Origin of the sequence: Bacillus sp. 220_BSPC (assembly GCF_001054655.1) — a bacterium.
Lineage (GTDB): Bacteria > Bacillota > Bacilli > Bacillales > DSM-1321 > Peribacillus > Peribacillus frigoritolerans.
This window is the reverse complement of sequence record NZ_JVPL01000234.1, coordinates 1-18670: the sequence shown is the minus strand read 5'-3', so window position 1 is coordinate 18670 and position 18670 is coordinate 1. Positions and strand designations below refer to the sequence as shown.

At 42.6% G+C, this 18670-nt stretch carries 20 protein-coding genes and 1 riboswitch; of the genes, 12 read left to right on the top strand and 8 right to left on the bottom strand.

Annotated elements, in window-relative coordinates:
* Window positions 1-95 precede the first annotated feature (95 nt).
* Window positions 96-569 carry an S-ribosylhomocysteine lyase gene (locus tag ADA55_RS18285; RefSeq protein ID WP_034310515.1) on the top strand — a complete coding sequence of 158 codons (474 nt, stop codon included), beginning with the start codon at window positions 96-98 and terminating at the stop codon, window positions 567-569.
* A 37-nt stretch (window positions 570-606) separates the two neighbouring features.
* Here the strand turns inward: ADA55_RS18285 and ytzI are convergent, their stop codons facing one another.
* Complete coding sequence (gene ytzI, locus ADA55_RS18280) at window positions 607-762, bottom strand: YtzI protein (RefSeq protein ID WP_034310518.1); 156 nt, start codon at window positions 760-762, stop codon at window positions 607-609.
* Between the two features lie 124 nt (window positions 763-886).
* Here ytzI and ADA55_RS18275 point away from each other — a divergent pair, with 124 nt between their 5' ends.
* Window positions 887-1327, top strand: a complete 441-nt coding sequence (locus ADA55_RS18275; protein WP_048686502.1) for a Dps family protein — start codon at window positions 887-889, stop codon at window positions 1325-1327.
* Between the two features lie 95 nt (window positions 1328-1422).
* Here ADA55_RS18275 and ADA55_RS18270 read toward each other — a convergent pair whose 3' ends face one another.
* A complete protein-coding gene (locus tag ADA55_RS18270; protein WP_370020242.1) occupies window positions 1423-1689 on the bottom strand; it encodes a DUF6154 family protein in 267 nt (88 codons plus the stop codon).
* 226 nt (window positions 1690-1915) lie between these two features.
* On the opposite strand from ADA55_RS18270, the gene ADA55_RS18265 reads away from it, so the two are divergent.
* On the top strand, window positions 1916-2266 hold the full coding sequence (locus tag ADA55_RS18265; RefSeq protein ID WP_048686500.1) for a hypothetical protein: 351 nt from the start codon (window positions 1916-1918) through the stop codon (window positions 2264-2266).
* Window positions 2267-2379: 113 nt separating this feature from the next.
* Window positions 2380-2850, top strand: coding sequence for an RNA deprotection pyrophosphohydrolase (gene ytkD, locus ADA55_RS18260; RefSeq protein WP_048686496.1), 471 nt, complete (start codon window positions 2380-2382; stop codon window positions 2848-2850).
* Between the two features lie 191 nt (window positions 2851-3041).
* On the opposite strand, the gene ADA55_RS18255 is transcribed toward ytkD, so the two are convergent.
* From ADA55_RS18255 to ADA55_RS18245, 3 genes are read right to left on the bottom strand one after another with little or no spacing between them, the layout of a single operon-like run.
* Window positions 3042-3833, bottom strand: coding sequence for an ABC transporter permease (locus ADA55_RS18255; RefSeq protein ID WP_222620005.1), 792 nt, complete (start codon window positions 3831-3833; stop codon window positions 3042-3044).
* Entirely contained in the window at window positions 3823-4593 is a 771-nt protein-coding gene (locus ADA55_RS18250) for an ABC transporter ATP-binding protein (protein ID WP_048686490.1), read from the bottom strand. Before ADA55_RS18250 ends, ADA55_RS18255 begins: the two co-directional genes overlap by 11 nt.
* A gap of 27 nt (window positions 4594-4620) precedes the next feature.
* Window positions 4621-5622, bottom strand: coding sequence for an ABC transporter substrate-binding protein (locus ADA55_RS18245; protein WP_048686488.1), 1002 nt, complete (start codon window positions 5620-5622; stop codon window positions 4621-4623).
* A gap of 96 nt (window positions 5623-5718) precedes the next feature.
* Here ADA55_RS18245 and ADA55_RS18240 point away from each other — a divergent pair, with 96 nt between their 5' ends.
* The 4 genes from ADA55_RS18240 (at window position 5719) to ADA55_RS18225 (ending at window position 8330) form a co-directional block, all read left to right on the top strand.
* Complete coding sequence (locus tag ADA55_RS18240; protein WP_048686486.1) at window positions 5719-6546, top strand: alpha/beta hydrolase family protein; 828 nt, start codon at window positions 5719-5721, stop codon at window positions 6544-6546.
* Between the two features lie 50 nt (window positions 6547-6596).
* Entirely contained in the window at window positions 6597-6839 is a 243-nt protein-coding gene (locus tag ADA55_RS18235) for a DUF2584 domain-containing protein (protein ID WP_048686484.1), read from the top strand.
* Window positions 6840-7060: 221 nt separating this feature from the next.
* A complete protein-coding gene (locus ADA55_RS18230) occupies window positions 7061-7525 on the top strand; it encodes a DUF523 domain-containing protein (RefSeq protein WP_048686482.1) in 465 nt (154 codons plus the stop codon).
* Between the two features lie 34 nt (window positions 7526-7559).
* The gene (locus ADA55_RS18225; RefSeq protein ID WP_048686480.1) at window positions 7560-8330 is read left to right on the top strand and encodes a sulfite exporter TauE/SafE family protein; all 771 of its coding nucleotides are present in this window, start codon (window positions 7560-7562) and stop codon (window positions 8328-8330) included.
* Between the two features lie 254 nt (window positions 8331-8584).
* Here the strand turns inward: ADA55_RS18225 and ADA55_RS30665 are convergent, their stop codons facing one another.
* Together ADA55_RS30665 and wecB are read right to left on the bottom strand one after the other, a co-directional pair.
* Complete coding sequence (locus tag ADA55_RS30665) at window positions 8585-8755, bottom strand: Fe3+ hydroxamate ABC transporter substrate-binding protein (protein WP_082162874.1); 171 nt, start codon at window positions 8753-8755, stop codon at window positions 8585-8587.
* Window positions 8756-8952: 197 nt separating this feature from the next.
* On the bottom strand, window positions 8953-10089 hold the full coding sequence (gene wecB, locus ADA55_RS18215) for a non-hydrolyzing UDP-N-acetylglucosamine 2-epimerase (RefSeq protein ID WP_048686477.1): 1137 nt from the start codon (window positions 10087-10089) through the stop codon (window positions 8953-8955).
* A gap of 195 nt (window positions 10090-10284) precedes the next feature.
* Between wecB and ADA55_RS18210 the strand changes: the two genes are divergently transcribed.
* From ADA55_RS18210 to ADA55_RS18200, 3 genes are read left to right on the top strand one after another with little or no spacing between them, the layout of a single operon-like run.
* A complete protein-coding gene (locus ADA55_RS18210) occupies window positions 10285-11490 on the top strand; it encodes a glycosyltransferase family 4 protein (RefSeq protein ID WP_065421186.1) in 1206 nt (401 codons plus the stop codon).
* Window positions 11491-11513: 23 nt separating this feature from the next.
* Window positions 11514-12830 (top strand): glycosyltransferase, encoded by a 1317-nt coding sequence (locus tag ADA55_RS18205; RefSeq protein WP_048686475.1) that lies wholly within the window; start codon window positions 11514-11516, stop codon window positions 12828-12830.
* A gap of 41 nt (window positions 12831-12871) precedes the next feature.
* Window positions 12872-14173, top strand: coding sequence for a nucleotide sugar dehydrogenase (locus tag ADA55_RS18200; protein ID WP_048686473.1), 1302 nt, complete (start codon window positions 12872-12874; stop codon window positions 14171-14173).
* A gap of 736 nt (window positions 14174-14909) precedes the next feature.
* Here ADA55_RS18200 and pckA read toward each other — a convergent pair.
* The gene (gene pckA, locus ADA55_RS18190) at window positions 14910-16496 is read right to left on the bottom strand and encodes a phosphoenolpyruvate carboxykinase (ATP) (protein WP_048686469.1); all 1587 of its coding nucleotides are present in this window, start codon (window positions 16494-16496) and stop codon (window positions 14910-14912) included.
* Between the two features lie 429 nt (window positions 16497-16925).
* A riboswitch (SAM riboswitch) is annotated at window positions 16926-17088 on the top strand.
* Window positions 17089-17251: 163 nt separating this feature from the next.
* On the opposite strand from pckA, the gene metK reads away from it, so the two are divergent.
* Window positions 17252-18445, top strand: coding sequence for a methionine adenosyltransferase (gene metK / locus ADA55_RS18185; protein WP_048686467.1), 1194 nt, complete (start codon window positions 17252-17254; stop codon window positions 18443-18445).
* The last annotated feature ends 225 nt before the right edge of the window (window positions 18446-18670 follow it).

Below are 18670 nucleotides of genomic sequence, written 5' to 3'. Positions count from 1 at the left end.
AATCCGATTGATATAATAAGAATTAATTTTAAAGGATGAAATATATTGTTATTCAAGGTAAAATAGAGATGACATACAATTAAGGAGTGAATTAAATGCCTTCAGTTGAAAGCTTTGAATTAGATCATAACGCTGTTAAAGCCCCATATGTTAGACATTGCGGTGTCCATAAGGTAGGAACAGACGGTGTTGTTAATAAATTTGATATCCGTTTTTGCCAGCCGAATAAACAAGCGATGAAGCCGGACACGATCCATACCCTGGAACATTTGCTTGCATTCAATATCCGTAAGCATTCCGAGCGCTTCGATCACTTTGATATTATCGACATTTCGCCAATGGGATGTCAAACAGGATATTACCTTGTGGTCAGCGGCGAGCCGACAGTGACGGAAATCATCGATGTTCTTGAAGACACATTCAAGGATGCTGTTACAATTACCGAAATTCCTGCTGCAAACGAAAAACAATGCGGGCAAGCAAAATTGCATGATCTTGAAGGAGCTAAGAAATTAATGAATTTCTGGCTTGCACAAGATAAAGAAGATCTTCATAAAGTTTTCGGTTAATAAAAAAGTTCCTGTCCATTTGTGACAGGAACTTTTTTCATTTTTCGGGTTCTTCTTTTTTTCCCTCATCCTCTGGCAAAGGTTTGACCGGATCCACTGTATGTTTGTAGCTGTAACCTTTTCCGATTGTTAAGACCGATAGTGCCAATACAATCAGAATCACAATAATGGAGATAACTAAAACCGTAATCATACTTTACAGCTCCTAACGTTCACAATTTAGATTCATTTTAGCATAAGAACCGAGTCGGATAATGTTTCAATTTTCGAATAGAGGGAATTATAAAGGTATAACCAACTTACGGAGGTAGATATTTATGGCTCAGAAAAAATTAGGAACTTTAGTGAATAAGGAAATTGCAAACTTCAGTGTTCTTTATACGAAAATTCATAATTACCATTGGTTCGTGAATGGACCGCACTTCTTTGAACTGCACCAAAAATTGGAAGAGTTATATAAAGAAGTGACATCCAACTATGACGAATTGGCTGAAAGACTATTGGCCATTGGTGAAAAGCCGGTTGCTACCCTTAAAGAGTACATGGAATTAACGACGATCGAAGAAGCGACAGGTAATGAAAATACAGAAGATATGGTCCAAAGCGTCATCAGTGATTTTGAAAAGCTTTCCGAAGAGTTCCTGGAAATCATCGAAGTTGCCGAACAAGAAGATCCGGTTACGGCCGATATGCTGACAGGCATGAAGAAAAGCTTAAACAAACATGCTTGGATGCTGCGTGCGTATTTAGGACATTAAGATTTAGGAAAAGCCCTGCTTCGGCAGGGTTTTTTTATGGTTAAACCTATAAAAAAGGCATCCATCAAAAGAGGGACACCTGACATGGTATGTATTTAATGAATGTTCCTAGGCGGAAAATGTGTAGGTTTCGTGTCGCTCATACTATTTTGAGCAAACTTCCCTTTTAACGTTTCAATAATGTAAAGGCCCATTAAATTGGTTAGTTCCTGATCATCCATCTCTTGAAGCAATTCGAAAATTTCCTTGCGGTCAAGCTGTTCCAGAACCGCAAACGTAAGCATATCAATATCCTCTTCATCACCAGTCATCTTATCACGGTACATATTGTATAATTCTTCAATTAACTTCAAAACTTTCACCTCACATTTATTAGAAATCCGTTATCTCTTTATATGTAGGTTATCAAAAAAACCTCTGGGTGCATATAAAAATCTTAAGGGATGCTTGGGCTTATTATATGTTTTACCCTTTGAAAGATACTTTAATCTATTATTTAACATCTTTGTCCTTCTGTAAACAAAATTTTCCATTGTATGAAGTGGGGAAATACGTGAAAAATAAGCGTAGGATATATGGAAAGGGTGGATGAATGTGTCTGAAGACAGGAAAAAATATTACATTTGGCTTCCGAATGGACAGATAACACAAGATAGGGAAAGTTCTCCATGGAACTTCGAAATCGAGGCGACAGATAATGAAATCATCAAATTACGTGAATTATTTGATTACAATTATTCAATAGGGGAAGAAAATTTTTACCGGGCACATGTCCCATACCTTCAATATCATTTTGACCGTGAAAATGATAAGCAGGATATCACCCTTCAAAAAATTTACGAAATGATTTACGCCCTGGGTACTGAAGAAGGAAGACGGCATATAGAAAGCATGGGGATACTACAGGCAAAACCAACAGACGATGGCCTCGAATATTGAGGGTCCATCGTTTTTTTGATGTAATGCAGATTCCCGCTGGATAGTGATTTTTTTTACCCATATAATGAAACAAGGGGCATGGCACCATTTCTTATACGGAGAGAAGGGGAAAAATGAAACGATTTCTTGATAAGAACGGATATAAGGTCGAATTCTCCGAGAATCCTGTCTTTGGAGAGCCTTGGCATGTTTTTGTGCTAAGCCGATATAAGGGCAGGTGGGTATTGACCAAACACAGAGAAAGGGGATTCGAGTTCCCTGGCGGTAAACGGGAAGCAGGGGAATCCATTGAAGAAACGGCCATACGGGAAGTGTATGAAGAAACAGGAGGCTTGGTGGGCCAGCTGCAATTTTTGGGACAATATATAGTGCATGATCCAGTGAAGCCATTCGTTAAATCAATATACTATGCCGAATTGCGTGAAATAGAGAAGAAACAAAATTACCTGGAAACGGAAGGCCCGATCTTTATGGAATCATTGCCGGATGTACTCGGTGAGGAGTTTAGCTTCATCATGAAAGATGAGATTGTACCGCTGAGCATATCGAGACTGGATGATGGCATTTTGCAAAGAAACGAGTGAATGGCAGGAACTCACGAGTAAACCGGTGGAACTCACGAGTAAATGGATGAAACTCACGAGTAAAGGTCCGATTCACGGGTAAATCGTCAAAATTTACGAGTAAACTCACGAGTAAACCTACGGGAACGTAACTAAATTCATGTTTTAACTCAGCATGAGTGAAAAACTGCCGAGGGTTATCGGCAGTTTGGTCAGTCTTTGATTAATTTTCGCTCGAGCAGTTCGACTAGTTGATACATGATTGTGGCAAAGACGGCAATGATCATCAAGGCAAGCATTACGAGGGTGAAGTTGAAGACTTGAAAGCCATAAATGATTAGGTAGCCGAGTCCTTTGGCCGAAACAAGGAATTCCCCTACGATGACGCCGACCCAGGAGAGGCCGACATTCACTTTCAATGTCGAGATGATCGTTGGGAAGGATGCGGGTAATATGGCTTCCCGAAAAGCTTGTGTTCTTGTGGCGCCAAAAGTTTGGAGTACTTTCAGGTAGTTCGGGTCCACTTCGCGAAATGCGGTGTAGACGACGATGGTGGTGATGATGATGGAGATGATCGCCCCCATCGAGATGATGGATGGAAATCCCGGGCCGAATGCTACGATGATGATGGGGCCGAGTGCCACTTTCGGCATCGCATTTAAAATGACGAGATAAGGGTCAAGTGTTTTGGATAATCTTGGCGACCACCAAAGCAGGGATGCCAGGATCGTTCCAAGCAGTGTCCCTATGATAAAGCCGAGAACGGTCTCGAATAGCGTCACTCCGGAATGGGATAGCAGGGTTCCATCACCCAATTTCTGTATGAAAAGATGCCACACTTTAGTCGGGGAGCTGAAGATGAGCGGATCGATCAGTTCCTTCCTGGATAAAAATTCCCAACTGCTGAAAAAAACGATGAAAATCAGGATCTGATAAAAGCGAATGAGCCTGTTTTCTTTTTTTAATGAGGTTTTATATTGGTTATGAAGCTGTTCAATATTCAAGGCTCTCAAGCTCCTTCCAGATCGTTTGGAACAGCATCGGATACTGCGGATGGTTGCGTGCATGGAAAGGCGTGAGTTCACGCAATTCATCGGGCACCTTGAAGGTTTTGTGCACGCTTCCCGGGTTCGCGGAAAACAGAAAGATGCGGTCACTCATTGCAATGGCTTCACCGATATCATGGGTGACGAGGACGGCTGTCTTTCCGAAGGATTTCAGGGTTTCAAAAACAAGGTCTTCCAGCTTCAACTTGGTTTGGTAATCAAGAGCTGAAAACGGTTCATCAAGCAAAAGGATTTTTGGATCCACTGCAAGTGTCCGTGCCAGTGCAGCCCTTTGCCTCATACCTCCCGATAGTTCGCGCGGATATAATTTTCCGGTGTCTCCCAATCCAACGTCACTTAAAAGTTTAAGCGTTTTTATTTTCTCGAGTCCTTCATCTTTTTTTATCAGTTTCAATCCTAATAATATATTTTCTTCTATCGTCTTCCATGGAAATAGATAATCCTGCTGCAGCATATAGCCGATTGAAAGGTCGCTGTTGGCTTTCAGCGGTTTGTTTTCGAGCAGGATCTTTCCTGAAGTGGGCGGAAAGAGCCCGGCGATGATGGAAAGCAGGGTGGTTTTTCCGCAGCCGCTCGGACCTAGAAAAGAGACGAATTCACCTTTTTCAATGTCGAGGGAAATGTCCGCAAGTGCGGTCGCTGCCGTCTGATTTGAAAAATAAGTATGGTGAATGTCTTGGATTTTTAAAAAGCTCATCGGACATCCTCCTTACCTTTTGCTATGTTATTTTGTGACTTCTTCAGCAAAGTCGGTATTGACCAGCTCTTCATGGCTAATACGTGTTGGAAGCTCGCCTGCTTCATCCATGATGTTTTGCAGATTGTTCCATTCTTCTTCATCAAGAATGGGGTCGGTGGCAAAGGATCCTTGTTCTTTGTAGCGGTTGATAACTGTTTCCATCGTCTCGAGATTTGTATCTTCAAAATACGGCTGAATGACTTCGGCAATTTCGGCAGCATCGTTTTCCTGAACCCAATCTTGTGCTTTCTTCAAGGCCCTCGTGAATTTTTCGACAGTCTCTTTGTCTTCTTTCAAATAGCTTTCTTTGGCCATATAAACTGTATATGGAAGATGACCGGACTCGGTGCCGAAAGAAGCGACGATATAGCCTTTTCCTTCTTTTTCAAACACACTGGCCGTTGGTTCGAACAGTTGAACGAAATCGCCGGTTCCGGAAGCGAAGGCAGTTGCGACATTCGCAAAATCAATGTTCTGGATGAGGTTCAAATCTTTTTTCGGGTCTATGTTATGTTTTTTCAATACGAACTCGCCGGCCATCTGCGGCATCCCGCCCTTGCGCTGGCCAAGGAATGTAGAGTTTTTCAGCATATCCCAATTGAAGTTGTCAATTTTTTCACGTGAAACAAGGAACGTTCCATCCGTCTGTGTTAATTGAGCGAAGTTGATGACTGGGTCATTCGAGCCTTGTGCCTGAACGTAAATCGATGTTTCGGAGCCAACGAGAGCAATATCCGCGCCATCGGAAAGAAGCGTGGTCATCGTCTTGTCGCCGCCTGCCGTCGTTTTCAAATCAATGCTGAGGCCCTCATCTTTAAAAAAACCTTTTTCGATCGCCACATATTGCGGTGTATAGAAAAGGGAGCGGGTTACTTCGGCAACCCTGACCTTCGTTGTTTCCTGTTCTTTGTTGCCGCATGCGCCAAGCGGGATCACCAGCACGCACAGAAGTAAAAATACGACACCTGCTTTACACCATTTTTTCAAAATTCCTTCCTCCTTGATATATGGGTATTTTGCCTACATTATCGTATGAACGGAAGAAAAAAATGTGAATGCCTCTCAGGGGATAAAAACAAGCGGATGTTTTACAATAAGAATAAAGAGAAAGGAGAGTGGAACTTGGAGAACGGAACGATTATTTCAAAACAGCGGTTTCCATCACCGCATCCACGAATCCATCTTTATTCAGTTACGTACATATCACAAGGCCTGAAGGTAAAGGGTTTGCTGGCTGAACCGGTTGATGGCGAAATACATGACGCCTTCTTATATTTACGCGGCGGGATTAAAAATGTCGGGAAAGTGAGGCCTGCAAGAATCGTGCAGTATGCTGTAGAAGGTTTCATCGTTTTTGCTCCTTTTTACCGTGGAAATCAAGGCGGGGAGGGAGATGAGGATTTTGGAGGCGAAGATCGATTCGATGCGATATCAGGATTCAATCTTCTTGAACGGCATCCCCGAGTGAACAAGGATCACATTCATATCCTCGGGTTTTCCCGTGGCGGCATCATGGCCCTTTGGACTGGGATATATTGCAGGAACGCAGCGTCGATCGTCACATGGGGAGGTGTGTCGGATATGTTTTTAACATATGTCGAACGGGTCGATATGCGTCGGATGATGAAGCGTGTCATCGGCGGGACACCTAAAAAATGCCCGGATCAATATGAATACCGTACTCCATTGTTTGCGATTGAAGATTTGAATGTACCCGTCCTGATCATACATGGTGAAAAAGATGACAATGTCGCCATAGAACACGCATACCGGCTGGAAAAAAGGTTGAAAATGCATGCCAAAGAGGTCGAAAGTTGGTATTTCCCTCAATTCACGCATTACTTCCCGCCTGCCGTGAACAGAAAAGTAGTCGAAGATTTAACATCTTGGATGAAAAGTAAAACCGAATAATGATAGAATGAAGGATATACTAAGTATATTGGCAAGAGGAGGAGATACACATGGGCATGCCTATGGAGCTAAATACCATGATCGTTACAAAAGGGAACGAAACCCGTGAAGAAGAAAACACTTTTCGGCTGGCGAAAGCTGGTTACAGGTTATACCCTATCGATATTCCAATCGATGTCCGCAAAACGATCCAATCTGATTCAAGCGGAACAGCCGTTATCCAAAAAATTGAATGGACCAGTGAAAAGACCATCATTACGTACCAACTGCTATCACTTAATTCAACTAACTAAATAGACAAGCGCTTGCCGGGAATCGCCTTCGCTGCAAGCGCTTTTTTTGTTTTTGCAGAATTCGACAGATGCGCGGATAATTCGGCCTGTAGGGAAAAAATTCGACCCAAGCAAAACGGGATTTTAACAGCGTAGAATTCCTGGTGGATATTCAATCTTCGAAATGATTGTCACGAAAAGAGTGGTAAAATGGTGTAAAGTGCATGAGGCGGGGTGGTTTGATGATTTTGGTGAGTTCTTGTTTAGCGGGCCTTGAGGTAAGATACAATGGTACTCACAGCTTGGATGATGGAATTATGGCATTGATGAGGGAGAAAAAGGCTATAGCTGTTTGTCCTGAGTTGCTTGGCGGTTTTTCGACCCCGAGGGAACCTGCTGAGATAGTTGGCGGTGAAGGTGGGGATGTCCTTGATGGAAAAGCGAAGATCATCGAAAAGTCGGGCAGGGATGTAACGGAACTGTACATAAAGGGAGCGAATCTTACGTTATTGAAAGCCCGGGAGGTAGGGGCGACGTTAGTCGTTTTAAAAGAAAACAGTCCATCCTGCGGGAGTGCCACGATTTATAATGGGGAATTCAAGGGGAAGAAGAAGGTCGGGAATGGAGTGACCGCGGCTTTGCTTAGGAGGCATGGGTTCACGGTCATTTCAGAAGAAAGGTTATTCGATTACCTGGGTGAAAAATGAGTAATGGCATTAGATTTTGAAAGAAGGGGAATACATGGAGGATATCAATCTCTATACTTTGCTATTTTTAGTACTTGCGGGTTTTATTGCCGCATTCATCGATTCCGTAGTGGGCGGGGGAGGGTTAATTTCCATTCCTGCTTTATTGTTCACGGGGATATCGCCTTCAGCGGCACTTGCCACTAACAAGCTGGCGGGTACCATGGGGTCTTTAACGAGTACGATTTCATTCATTCGGGCTGGAAAAGTGGATTTCAAATTCGTCATCAAGCTGTTTCCGATCACTGTGATTGGAGCGGCATTAGGAGCATACGTTGTACATTTCGTTTCCGCAGAGATATTGAAGCCCCTCATTTTGATCTTGCTGGTCATTGTCGCGTTTTATACGTTGGTAAAAAAGGATTGGGGTAAAGATGCAAAGTATAAAGGGCTGACAAGGAAGAAAATGCTTCTCTTGATAGTCATAATATTTGCGATTGGTTTTTATGATGGTTTTCTTGGACCAGGCACAGGTTCCTTTTTATTATTTTCATTTCTGATCATTGGGTTTGATTTTGTCCGGGCTGCCGGGAATGCAAGAATATTGAATTTTGGAAGCAATATTGCCGCACTTATCATTTTTTTATCTATGGGGACCGTCAATTTTGCCTATGGAATTCCGATGGGTCTTGCAATGGTCGCGGGAGCATTGGCAGGAACGAACTTCGCCATTAAGAAAGGTGCTTCCTATGTCCGTATATTATTCATTTGCGTCACGATTTTATTGATTGGAAAAAATGTCCTTAATTATTTTCATATTTTTTGATGGAGTGTTCAGCGAATGAATGCCTATTAAAAATGGCCAGGGAGACAAGGCGTATTTTCGGCCATTTTTAAACAAGGTCATTCGCTTCTTCAGGTGTTGGGAAATCAGCTTCCCCGTAGATTTGCAGTTGACCATGAAATACTTCTGCATAAAAGGCCAATGCGTCTATAGCTGTCCATCAAAAATTAAATAGAGGGTAACTTGATTTTTCATACTAATCCTCCTGTTTCGTGTTGACTATCCATTCGACAGAATTAAATTTTCTTATCAAAACAAGCTTCGCAGATGAAACTTCCTTCATTTTTAAAATATGCTTTTATTTCAGTCATCCCTTTACGCTTCGGATAACGCATTTTCACAAGAACGACTTGGTCCCCCTTAATTTCTTTACCACATTTAACACAAATGGGATCTTTCCCGAACACCTCCAAGGTAATACGATTGACTTCAATGAAACTTTAAATCTCCCCAAACTATCACATATGTATTTTACATTTACAAATCTAAATTGGACTTTGCTTTAATCCTTCGCTAAATGAAAATGAAAGCAGCCGTTTCATAATCTGGCTGAATAGAAAAAGCCTGCCGCTTACGTGACAGGCTTTTCTCTCTATTTTATTTTTTATAATGGAAGGGGTGATTTCACTTCGCAATGCGTTAATAGGATATCGACAATCCGCTTTGAAGCGAATCCATCTCCATATGGGTTGGAAGCTGTCGCCATTTTTTTATAGGTTTCTTCATTTGTAAGTAATTCTGAGGCTAATTGATAAATTCGTTCTTCCTCGATTCCTGCCAATAAAAGGGTACCGGCATCGATTCCTTCCGGACGTTCTGTTGTATCGCGTAACACAAGGACAGGAACGCCAAGTGAGGGAGCTTCTTCTTGCACCCCTCCGGAATCTGTCAATATGAGATGGGCGTGCGCCGCAAAATTATGAAAATCAAGCACCTCAAGCGGCTCTATTAAGTGAAGCCTTTCCGTTTCACCGAAAATCCGGTAAGCAATTTCACGGACAACCGGGTTTTTATGAAGCGGGAAAACAACTTGGATATCCGTGTAATCTTCAAGCAGCCGTTTGACGGAACGGAATATCTCTTCCATTGGTTTTCCGATATTTTCCCGTCTGTGCGCTGTCATCAATAACATGCGATCTCCATTCAAACCAGATAGAATCGGATGTTCATAGTCTTTACGTACTGTTGTTTTCAAAGCATCGATAGCCGTATTGCCAGTAATATGGATACAATCACTCTTTTTATTTTCCAAAATTAGATTCTCTGCCGCCTGATTTGTAGGGGCAAAGTGCAAATCAGCCATGACGCCTGTCAGCTGCCTATTCATCTCTTCAGGATATGGAGAATACTTATTACCAGTCCGCAGACCAGCTTCAACGTGACCAATCTGTATCTTATTATAGAAGGCTGCCAGGCTGGCGATGAAAGTTGTCGTGGTATCCCCATGTACGAGGACGATATCCGGTTTTATATCTTTCATGAGCGAACTCAATTTTTCAAGCCCTCGAGTTGTAATCTCTTCTAATGTTTGTCTATCCTTCATCATATCCAAATCGTGATCTGGATTTATTTGAAAACATTGCAAGACTTGGTCGAGCATTTCCCTATGCTGGGCGGTGACCACCACGATGGTTTCTATTTCTTCTGGATGCTTTTTCAGTTCCAAAACGACTGGTGCCATTTTGATAGCCTCTGGTCTTGTACCAAATACGGTCATGACCTTAATACGTTGTTTAGGCATGCTCATTTCCTCCCCTTCTGAATGTCTCCCCCATTATAACGGGAAGTTCAGGGGAAATATAAAAACGAAACAATTATTAACAGAATTTTTACAATATTAATAATGACTTTATACTTCTTTAACCTTAAGTTAATATCTGGCATTTACAATATAAAGCAGGAAGTAAGCTAAGCAGAATAGAGGTGATAGGCGAATATGAAAAGCGTCCTGATGATCGTGCAAAACTTTTATCCGGAAATCGGAAGTGCGGGAAATAGAATGAAAAATATATATCTCCATTTGAAAAGAAACGGATTCGAGGTAACGGTCATCACATTGAAGCCGAGTTATCCTAATCAAAGTTTATATCAAGATACAAAGTTTTGGGATGAAGATAGCATTGAAGAAGATGTCATCAGGATTAAGCCGGACAAAGTGAAGAGGTATACAAGCAATATGGGGAAGCGGTTGCTTCATTATCTTGAAGCGATGTGGCTTTTCATCTATACAATCATCCGTCTCGAAAAAAAATATGATTATGTGTTTGCCACGACCCCGCCGATCTTCCCTACATTGGCAGCATTGATCGCCAAGAAAAAGATGAAGGCGAAACTCATTACCGATGTCAGGGATTTATGGCCGGAATCGTTGATAGGTGTAGGCGTATTTAATAATAAGTGGGTTTTGAAAATCGCTTTCTTCCTGGAAAGGAAGCTATATAGGCATTCAGATTTTATTATCATCAATAGTCCCGGTTTCAGGGATTATATCGTTGCAAAGGGAGTCAAGGAAGAGGCCATCCAATTCATCCCCAATTCGCTTACAGCGGATGAGCTGACGTTAAAGAACTTGCTTACACCCATATCGGAAAAGGTAATCAAGGTCGTTTATGCGGGGAATATCGGACTGGCCCAGGACTTGAAAAAACTGATAGCCGTCGCTGAAAAGCTAAGGGAACATAAACAAATCGAGTTCTCGATGATTGGATATGGATACCGGATATCCGAAGTGGAGAAGGAGATAAGCTCTAGAGGGCTGACTAATATTAAGATGATTAATGCGATGAATCGAAGAGTGACTCTTCATGAAGTTTCAACGTCTCATATTGCCTATGTGAGCTTGGTTGAAAAAGAAGTCTTCAATAAGGTCCTGCCCGGTAAAATCATCGATTATATGTGTGTCGGAAAACCAATTGTCGGTGATGTGGACGGCAGGGCCAAGAAGATGCTCATGGAGGCGAAATGCGGGTTGGTGGCAGAGAGCAGAAATGTTGATGAAATCTGTCAGCATATATTGACAATGGCCTCAGATCCGGCCCTTCGTGAAGAACTGGGAGAAAACGGTCATCGGTATGCTAAACAACATTTTCAGTGGTCTAAAAATATTAAAGGTCTCATCAACGTGATGGAAGCGTCAGGCTGAAAAATCCGGAAGTGGAGGACAACATGGCGAAGAAAGTATGTATGTTCGTGTGGAATCACTTTACGAACGATGCGAGGGTTCTAAGAGAATGCACAGCACTTACAGAAGCGGGTTATGAAGTCGATTTAATTGCCATTCATAACTGGAAAATCGAAGGTTTGGCCAAAAAGGAGAAACACCAAAATGGTTTCTCGGTCACTAGGGTGAATAACCGCTGGGAGGCGCTTAATAAGATTCTCAGGATCGTAGGCAAATTGAAGAAAAAGAAGTTTGAAATCGTTCTATTTGCCTTATTGATCTGGAATACGCTGTGGAATTTGAACTTGATCAACGGCTGGGTGGGATCGGGAATACTGTTCGGTGCATTTGCACTCCTTGCGCTGGGCACCCTGTTCATCACTAAAACGAAGCTGCCGACACTATTAACGAGGAGCTACATTTTTGGTCAAATGATCTATCATGGCCGGAAAAGGAAATATGATTTCTATCATTCAAATGACTTGAATACGCTCATGCAGGGAGCGATCAGCAGTAAATGGCTGAGAAGGAAAAAGCTGATTTATGACTCACATGAAGTACAAACGAGCAGAACGGGATATAATAGCCGAATTTACGGGATGATGGAGAAATTCCTATTAATGTTCGTCGATGAAATGATCGCCGAAAACCATACGAGAGCTAAGTATAACGAAGACTTATATGGTCTGTATCCCAAGGTGGTCCATAACTACCCGATTCCAACCAATCCGGAGGAAAGTACGGCCGTGAATTTGCATGAGCTGCTCGATTTGCCAGAGAATGAACCGATATTGTTATACCAAGGCGGCGTTCAAATGGGAAGAGGGTTAGAGCAATTGGTTGATGCTGTACCGATGATCGAGGGCGGAGCGGTAGTTTTTATCGGGGATGGAAGGATCAAGGATGAATTAATGAAGAAAGTAAGCGACATGAATCTGGAGCATCGTGTGAAGTTCCTGCCGAAGGTTCCGGTCGACGAGCTGCTCCATTATACAAAAAATGCGTATTTAGGTTTTCAGATATTGAATAATGTCTGCTTTAATCACTACTCCGCTTCTTCAAATAAATTGTTTGAATACATGATGAGCGGTGTGCCAGTGGTTGCCTGCAGCTTTCCTGAAATTCAAAAGGTTGTCGATACGGAAAAAATCGGTGTGTGTGTCGATTCGCATGATCCAAAATCAATTGCAGAAGGTGTCAATTACTTATTGAAGCACCCTGAAAAAAGGGCGGAAATGAGCCAAAACTGCCTGAAGGCGCGACAAAAATACAATTGGAAACAAGAGAAGGAAATCTTTATCGAAATCTATCAAACAGCCTAACAAATTTGAGTGCAGCAGAAAAATAGATAGGAGTGGTTTATATGAAACTTTGTACAATCGGACTTGGTTATATCGGACTTCCAACTTCTTTAATGTTTGCGAAATACGGTGTCGATGTTGTCGGCGTGGATATCCATCCTGAAATTATTTCCAATTTGAATAGCGGCAGGCTCCATATCGAAGAACCTGGATTGGATGAGGTATTAGAAGAAGTGATTGCTTCCAATAAGTTCCGAGCTGCGTTAAGCCCGGAACATGCGGATGTTTTCATCATCGCGGTGCCTACACCAAATAAAAAGGACATGCACCAATCCTGTGATTTAACACATGTCATGGATGCAACCTCAAACATTCTTCCTTTTATCAAAAAAGGGAATGTCATCATTATCGAATCGACGATAGCGCCAAGAAGCATGGATGATCATATTAAACCGATGATCGAGAGGACGGGCCTTACCATCGGAAAAGACATTTTCCTCGTACATTGTCCGGAACGCGTTTTACCTGGAAGGATTCTTGAAGAGTTGGTTCATAATAACCGTATCGTCGGGGGCATCACCGAAACATGCTCATATAAAGGAAGTCTTGTTTACAAAACCTTCGTTCAAGGGGAGATCATTCAGACCGATGCGAAAACGGCTGAAATGTCCAAACTGATGGAAAACACCTTCAGGGATGTCAATATCGCCCTTGCGAATGAGCTGACGAAAATCTGTTTCGAGCTGGACATCAATGTTTTGGATGTCATATCGATGGCAAACAAACACCCTCGTGTCAATATACACCAACCAGGACCAGGAGTTGGCGGCCATTGTTTAGCGGTCGATCCGTATTTCGTCGTTGCAAAGGCACCGGAGTATGCGAGAATCATTAAATTGGCCCGTGATACCAACGTATCGATGCCTTATTACATCGTTAATTCCGTAAGGATGATGCTAGAGGGGATCCGGAAGCCAAAAGTAGCTGTTTTCGGTCTAGCATACAAAGGAAATGTAGATGATATTCGTGAAAGTCCCGCCATTGATGTCGTCAATATCTTGATGGGAATGGAAAACATGGATGTAGCCTTGCATGACCCGCATGTCAAATCTGGAAAGATGCCAGTCGTATCAGTGGAAGACGCTGTAAATGATGCCGACTTGATACTTATCCTGACTGACCATGATGAATTTAAACAGATGGATTATGATAAGCTATCGAATCTCATGAGCAATAAATTGATTCTGGATACACGCAATTGCATTGATGCAACTAAAACAGATGTCCCGGTGGCCAACCTGGGTAATATATATCAATACAAAACGGTGTCCATGAAAAAAGACAGGAATAAAGCGATCATCTAAAAATTTGGACAACATCGATAACGGAATAACGATTAAGGGGGCACTGACTATCACAGTGCCCCTTTTCCAATGAAAAAAAGGACCATGCAAGAAAGTGGTCCTTTCAGAACGTGGAAACGATCCAGTTAGTTTCAGATCCGCTTCCTGTACGTCAAGCCTCCTCACCGCAAGCATCCTAGCAGAGTCTCGGCTAGCCAATTATTCGAGCGCAGCCGTCATATTTCGGGTTATAAGGCAGTATTCGAGCGCAGCCGCCGTGTTTCGTGCTGCAAGGGGTGAGAATTCGAGCGCAGCCGCCGTATTTCGGGCTTGCAAGGCAGTGAATTCGTCAGCAGATGGCATATTTCGAGCTGTATGGCAGTGAATTCGACAGTAGACGTGTATTCGGGTAAGGAGTAATTTCGACCACAGATGGCGTATTTCGAGCTGTATGGCAGTGAATTCGACAGTAGACTTGTATTCCGGGTGCAAGGCAGTAAATTCGAGCGCAGCCGCCATATTTCGGGCTGTATGGCAGTAAGTTCGAGCGAAGATGCCGTATTTCGGGCTAATGGTAGTTACTTCGACCGTAGCCGCCGTATTTCGGGTTACTTGGTACTTCTTCGACAGTAGATGAGGTATTTCCCCTTCCATGGCACTTAATAAAGTAATCCATAATCATGGTTCGGGATGTGACATTTCTTGCCGACAAACTGAAAGGACCAAGCAAGAGCTTGGTCCTTTTGTGTACAATTTATTAAGCTGTCGGGCCGCCAAGTTCTTCGATTTCACTTGGAACGCTTTTGAATTTCTTGAAGTTTGCACGGAATTGTGCGGCAAGGTCTGTTGCTGCTTCTTTATAAGCGGCAGGATCTGCCCAAGTCTTGATTGGTTGAAGCACTTCATCAGGAACACCAGGAACATGAAGCGGGATATCCAAACCGAAGATATCATCTTTGATCGTTTCGATGTTCGCTAATTCACCTTCAAGCGCCGCTTGTACCATTGCACGGGTGTAAGCAAGTTTCATACGGCTTCCAGTTCCGTATGCACCGCCAGTCCATCCTGTGTTGACAAGATATACCTTTGCATTGTGCTCGTCAATTTTATCACCAAGCATCTCAGCATAGCGTGTAGCTGGAAGCGGTAAGAATGGTGAACCGAAGCAAGTGGAGAATGTAGCTTCCGGAGAAGTTACGCCTCTTTCAGTACCAGCCAATTTACTAGTGTATCCGCTTAGGAAGTGGAACATTGCCTGTTCTTTGGAAAGCTTGCTGATTGGAGGCAGAACGCCTGAAGCATCAGCTGTTAAGAAAATGATTGTATTTGGATGTCCTGCAATACTTGGGTTCACGATGTTATCGATCGCTTGCATTTGGTAAGCAGCACGAGTGTTTTCAGTCAATGAACTGTCATCATAGTTCGCTACACGCGTATCCGGATCGACAACAACATTTTCCAATACAGCACCAAAACGGATTGCATCGAAAATTTGCGGTTCTTTTTCACGTGAAAGGTTGATCGTTTTCGCATAGCAGCCGCCTTCGATGTTGAATACGCCGTTAGAAGACCAGCCGTGCTCGTCATCGCCAATCAATTTACGGCTAGTGTCTGCTGATAAAGTTGTTTTGCCTGTACCGGACAGTCCGAAGAATAAAGCGACGTCCCCTTCACGTCCTACGTTAGCAGAGCAATGCATTGGAAGGATTCCAGCCTCTGGAAGTAAGTAGTTCATGATCGAGAAGATCGATTTTTTCATCTCTCCTGCATATTCTGTTCCGCCGATCAGGATCGTACGGCGTTCAAAAGAAACGATGATGAACGTTTCGGATGTAGTTCCGTCCACTTCTGGGTCCGCTTTGAAGTTAGGTGCAGAAAGGATCGTGAATTCAGCTTCGTGACCTCTCAGTTCCTCTTCGTTTGGACGGATGAACAAAGTATGGGCGAAAAGGTTATGCCAAGCATATTCATTAACAACACGGATGGGAAGACGTGATGATTCGTCTGCACCAGCGAAACCTTTAAAAACAAAAATCTCTTCTTTTGCTTTTAGGTAGTCAACTACTTTATTATATAGTTTATTGAACACATCTTCGGAAATCGGTCGGTTCACGGGACCCCAATCGATTTTATCTTTAACTGATGCTTCTTCCACGATATATTTATCTTTAGGTGAACGACCGGTATATTTGCCAGTTTCAGCTTTTACCGCGCCGGTTGATGTTAAAACGCCTTCATTTCTGCTAAGTACTTTTTCGACCAATTGAGGAACTGATAGTTGAGTTTGCACATTGTTTCCTGTTAATAATTGGTGTAACTCATTAGAAACATCTACAGAATTCATATATGAGGTACCTTCCTTTGTTTGAGTTTTTAGATTACAATTAGTATAACACATTCATTTAATTAGTCTATACTATTTCTTTTAATTTGTGATTATTTTCAGCTAGCCGCATTAATCATTTTAATCCGGCAGGAACCGAGTCAGGATAATCGCATATACTTTCATGAAGAAAAATTTATTTAAATAGGAAGTTAGTAAGCAATATATGTCTAATGGGAAAGTCAGGATGTCGTTCCTTTTCGATGTTCAATACTTTATTATTAATGGCAATTTACAACATTTCTATTCGTATTTTGCGTTGTAAACCCCTCTAGGACGTTGTATCAACATGTTTTTTCAAATGAACGCCATTCTGGGTGGAAATGTTCTTTTTAGAAAAGCATTGACAAATTCCAGCCAGATACGATAATATCTTAAATTGTACGGATTCTCTTATCCCGAGTTGGTGGAGGGACAGGCCCTTTGAAACCCAGCAACCTGCCATATTGAACTTGACTCCAAGATCGATCGCCGAAAATAAAGCGAAGGTCTTCAAGGAATAGTGGTGATGGTGCTAACCTGAGCAAGGTAAAAAACCCTTGAACGATAAGAGTGAAAGGATAGAAGACAGAATTTTAAACCTTTCCTCATTTGCCAGGGAAGGTTTTTGTGTTTTTTATAAGTAATTCTGTGTCTATAGTTGAAACTAATGAGGGAAACGAGTTCCGTAAAAATCAGGCTTATGCCTACAACATACTAACTTCCAAGGAGGAAATATGATGTCAAAGAAACGTCTATTTACTTCTGAATCTGTTACAGAGGGCCATCCGGACAAAATTTGTGATCAGATTTCAGATTCCATTTTAGATGCTATCCTAGCTAAGGATGCAAATGCACGTGTTGCGTGTGAAACTAGTGTAACTACAGGTCTTGTACTTGTTGCTGGTGAAATTACAACGTCCGCTTACGTGGATATCCCGCGTATCGTTCGTGATACGGTTAAAGGAATTGGCTACACACGTGCGAAATACGGTTTCGATGCTGAAACTTGTGCCGTTTTGAGTTCCATTGATGAGCAGTCTGCCGATATCGCAGCTGGTGTCGATAAAGCATTGGAAGCTCGTGAAGGAAACATGTCAGATGAAGAAATCGATGCAATCGGTGCTGGGGACCAAGGTCTTATGTTCGGATTCGCTTGTAATGAAACAGAAGAGCTTATGCCGCTTCCGATTTCATTGGCGCATAAACTTTCATTCCGCTTGACTCAAGTTCGTAAAGATGAAACTCTTGCTTACCTACGCCCTGATGGTAAAACACAGGTAACCGTGGAATATGATGAGAATAACCGTCCTGTACGTGTAGATACAATCGTCATCTCTACACAGCATGATGCAGAAATTACGCTTGAACAAATTCAAGCCGATCTAAAAGAACATGTGATCAAAGCTGTCGTTCCAGCCGAGTTGATCGATGCAGATACTAAGTACTTCATCAACCCGACTGGCCGTTTCGTAATCGGCGGACCTCAAGGGGATGCTGGTCTTACTGGACGTAAAATCATCGTTGATACTTACGGCGGATACGCTCGTCACGGCGGCGGTGCATTCTCTGGTAAGGATGCAACTAAAGTTGACCGTTCTGCTGCATACGCTGCACGTTACGTTGCGAAAAACATCGTGGCAGCAGGCCTTGCCGACAAAGCGGAAGTTCAATTGGCATACGCAATTGGTGTGGCAGAGCCTGTATCGATCTCTATTGATACGTTCGGAACTGGTACAGTTAGCGAAGAAGTCCTTGTTGACCTAGTTCGCGCAAACTTCGACCTTCGTCCAGCTGGAATCATCAAAATGCTTGACCTTCGTCGCCCAATCTACAAACAAACAGCTGCATACGGACACTTCGGCCGTACAGATGTCGATCTTCCATGGGAACGCACGGACAAAGCAGAAACATTAAAAGCACAAGCGTAATTCATATAAAAAAAGGTGTCCCGCTATTAGCGGGGCACCTTTTTTATGGATTAACTTAGCCGTCTGCGGGAATAATTCAAGAAATCCCAAAGAAATTCAACTTTAAGGGCCATACTCGTGAGTTAGAGCGATATACTCGTGAATTTGGAGCAAATACTCGTGAGTTAGAGCAATTTACTCGTGAGTTTGGAGCAAATACTCGTGAGTTTCAGCAATTTACTCGTG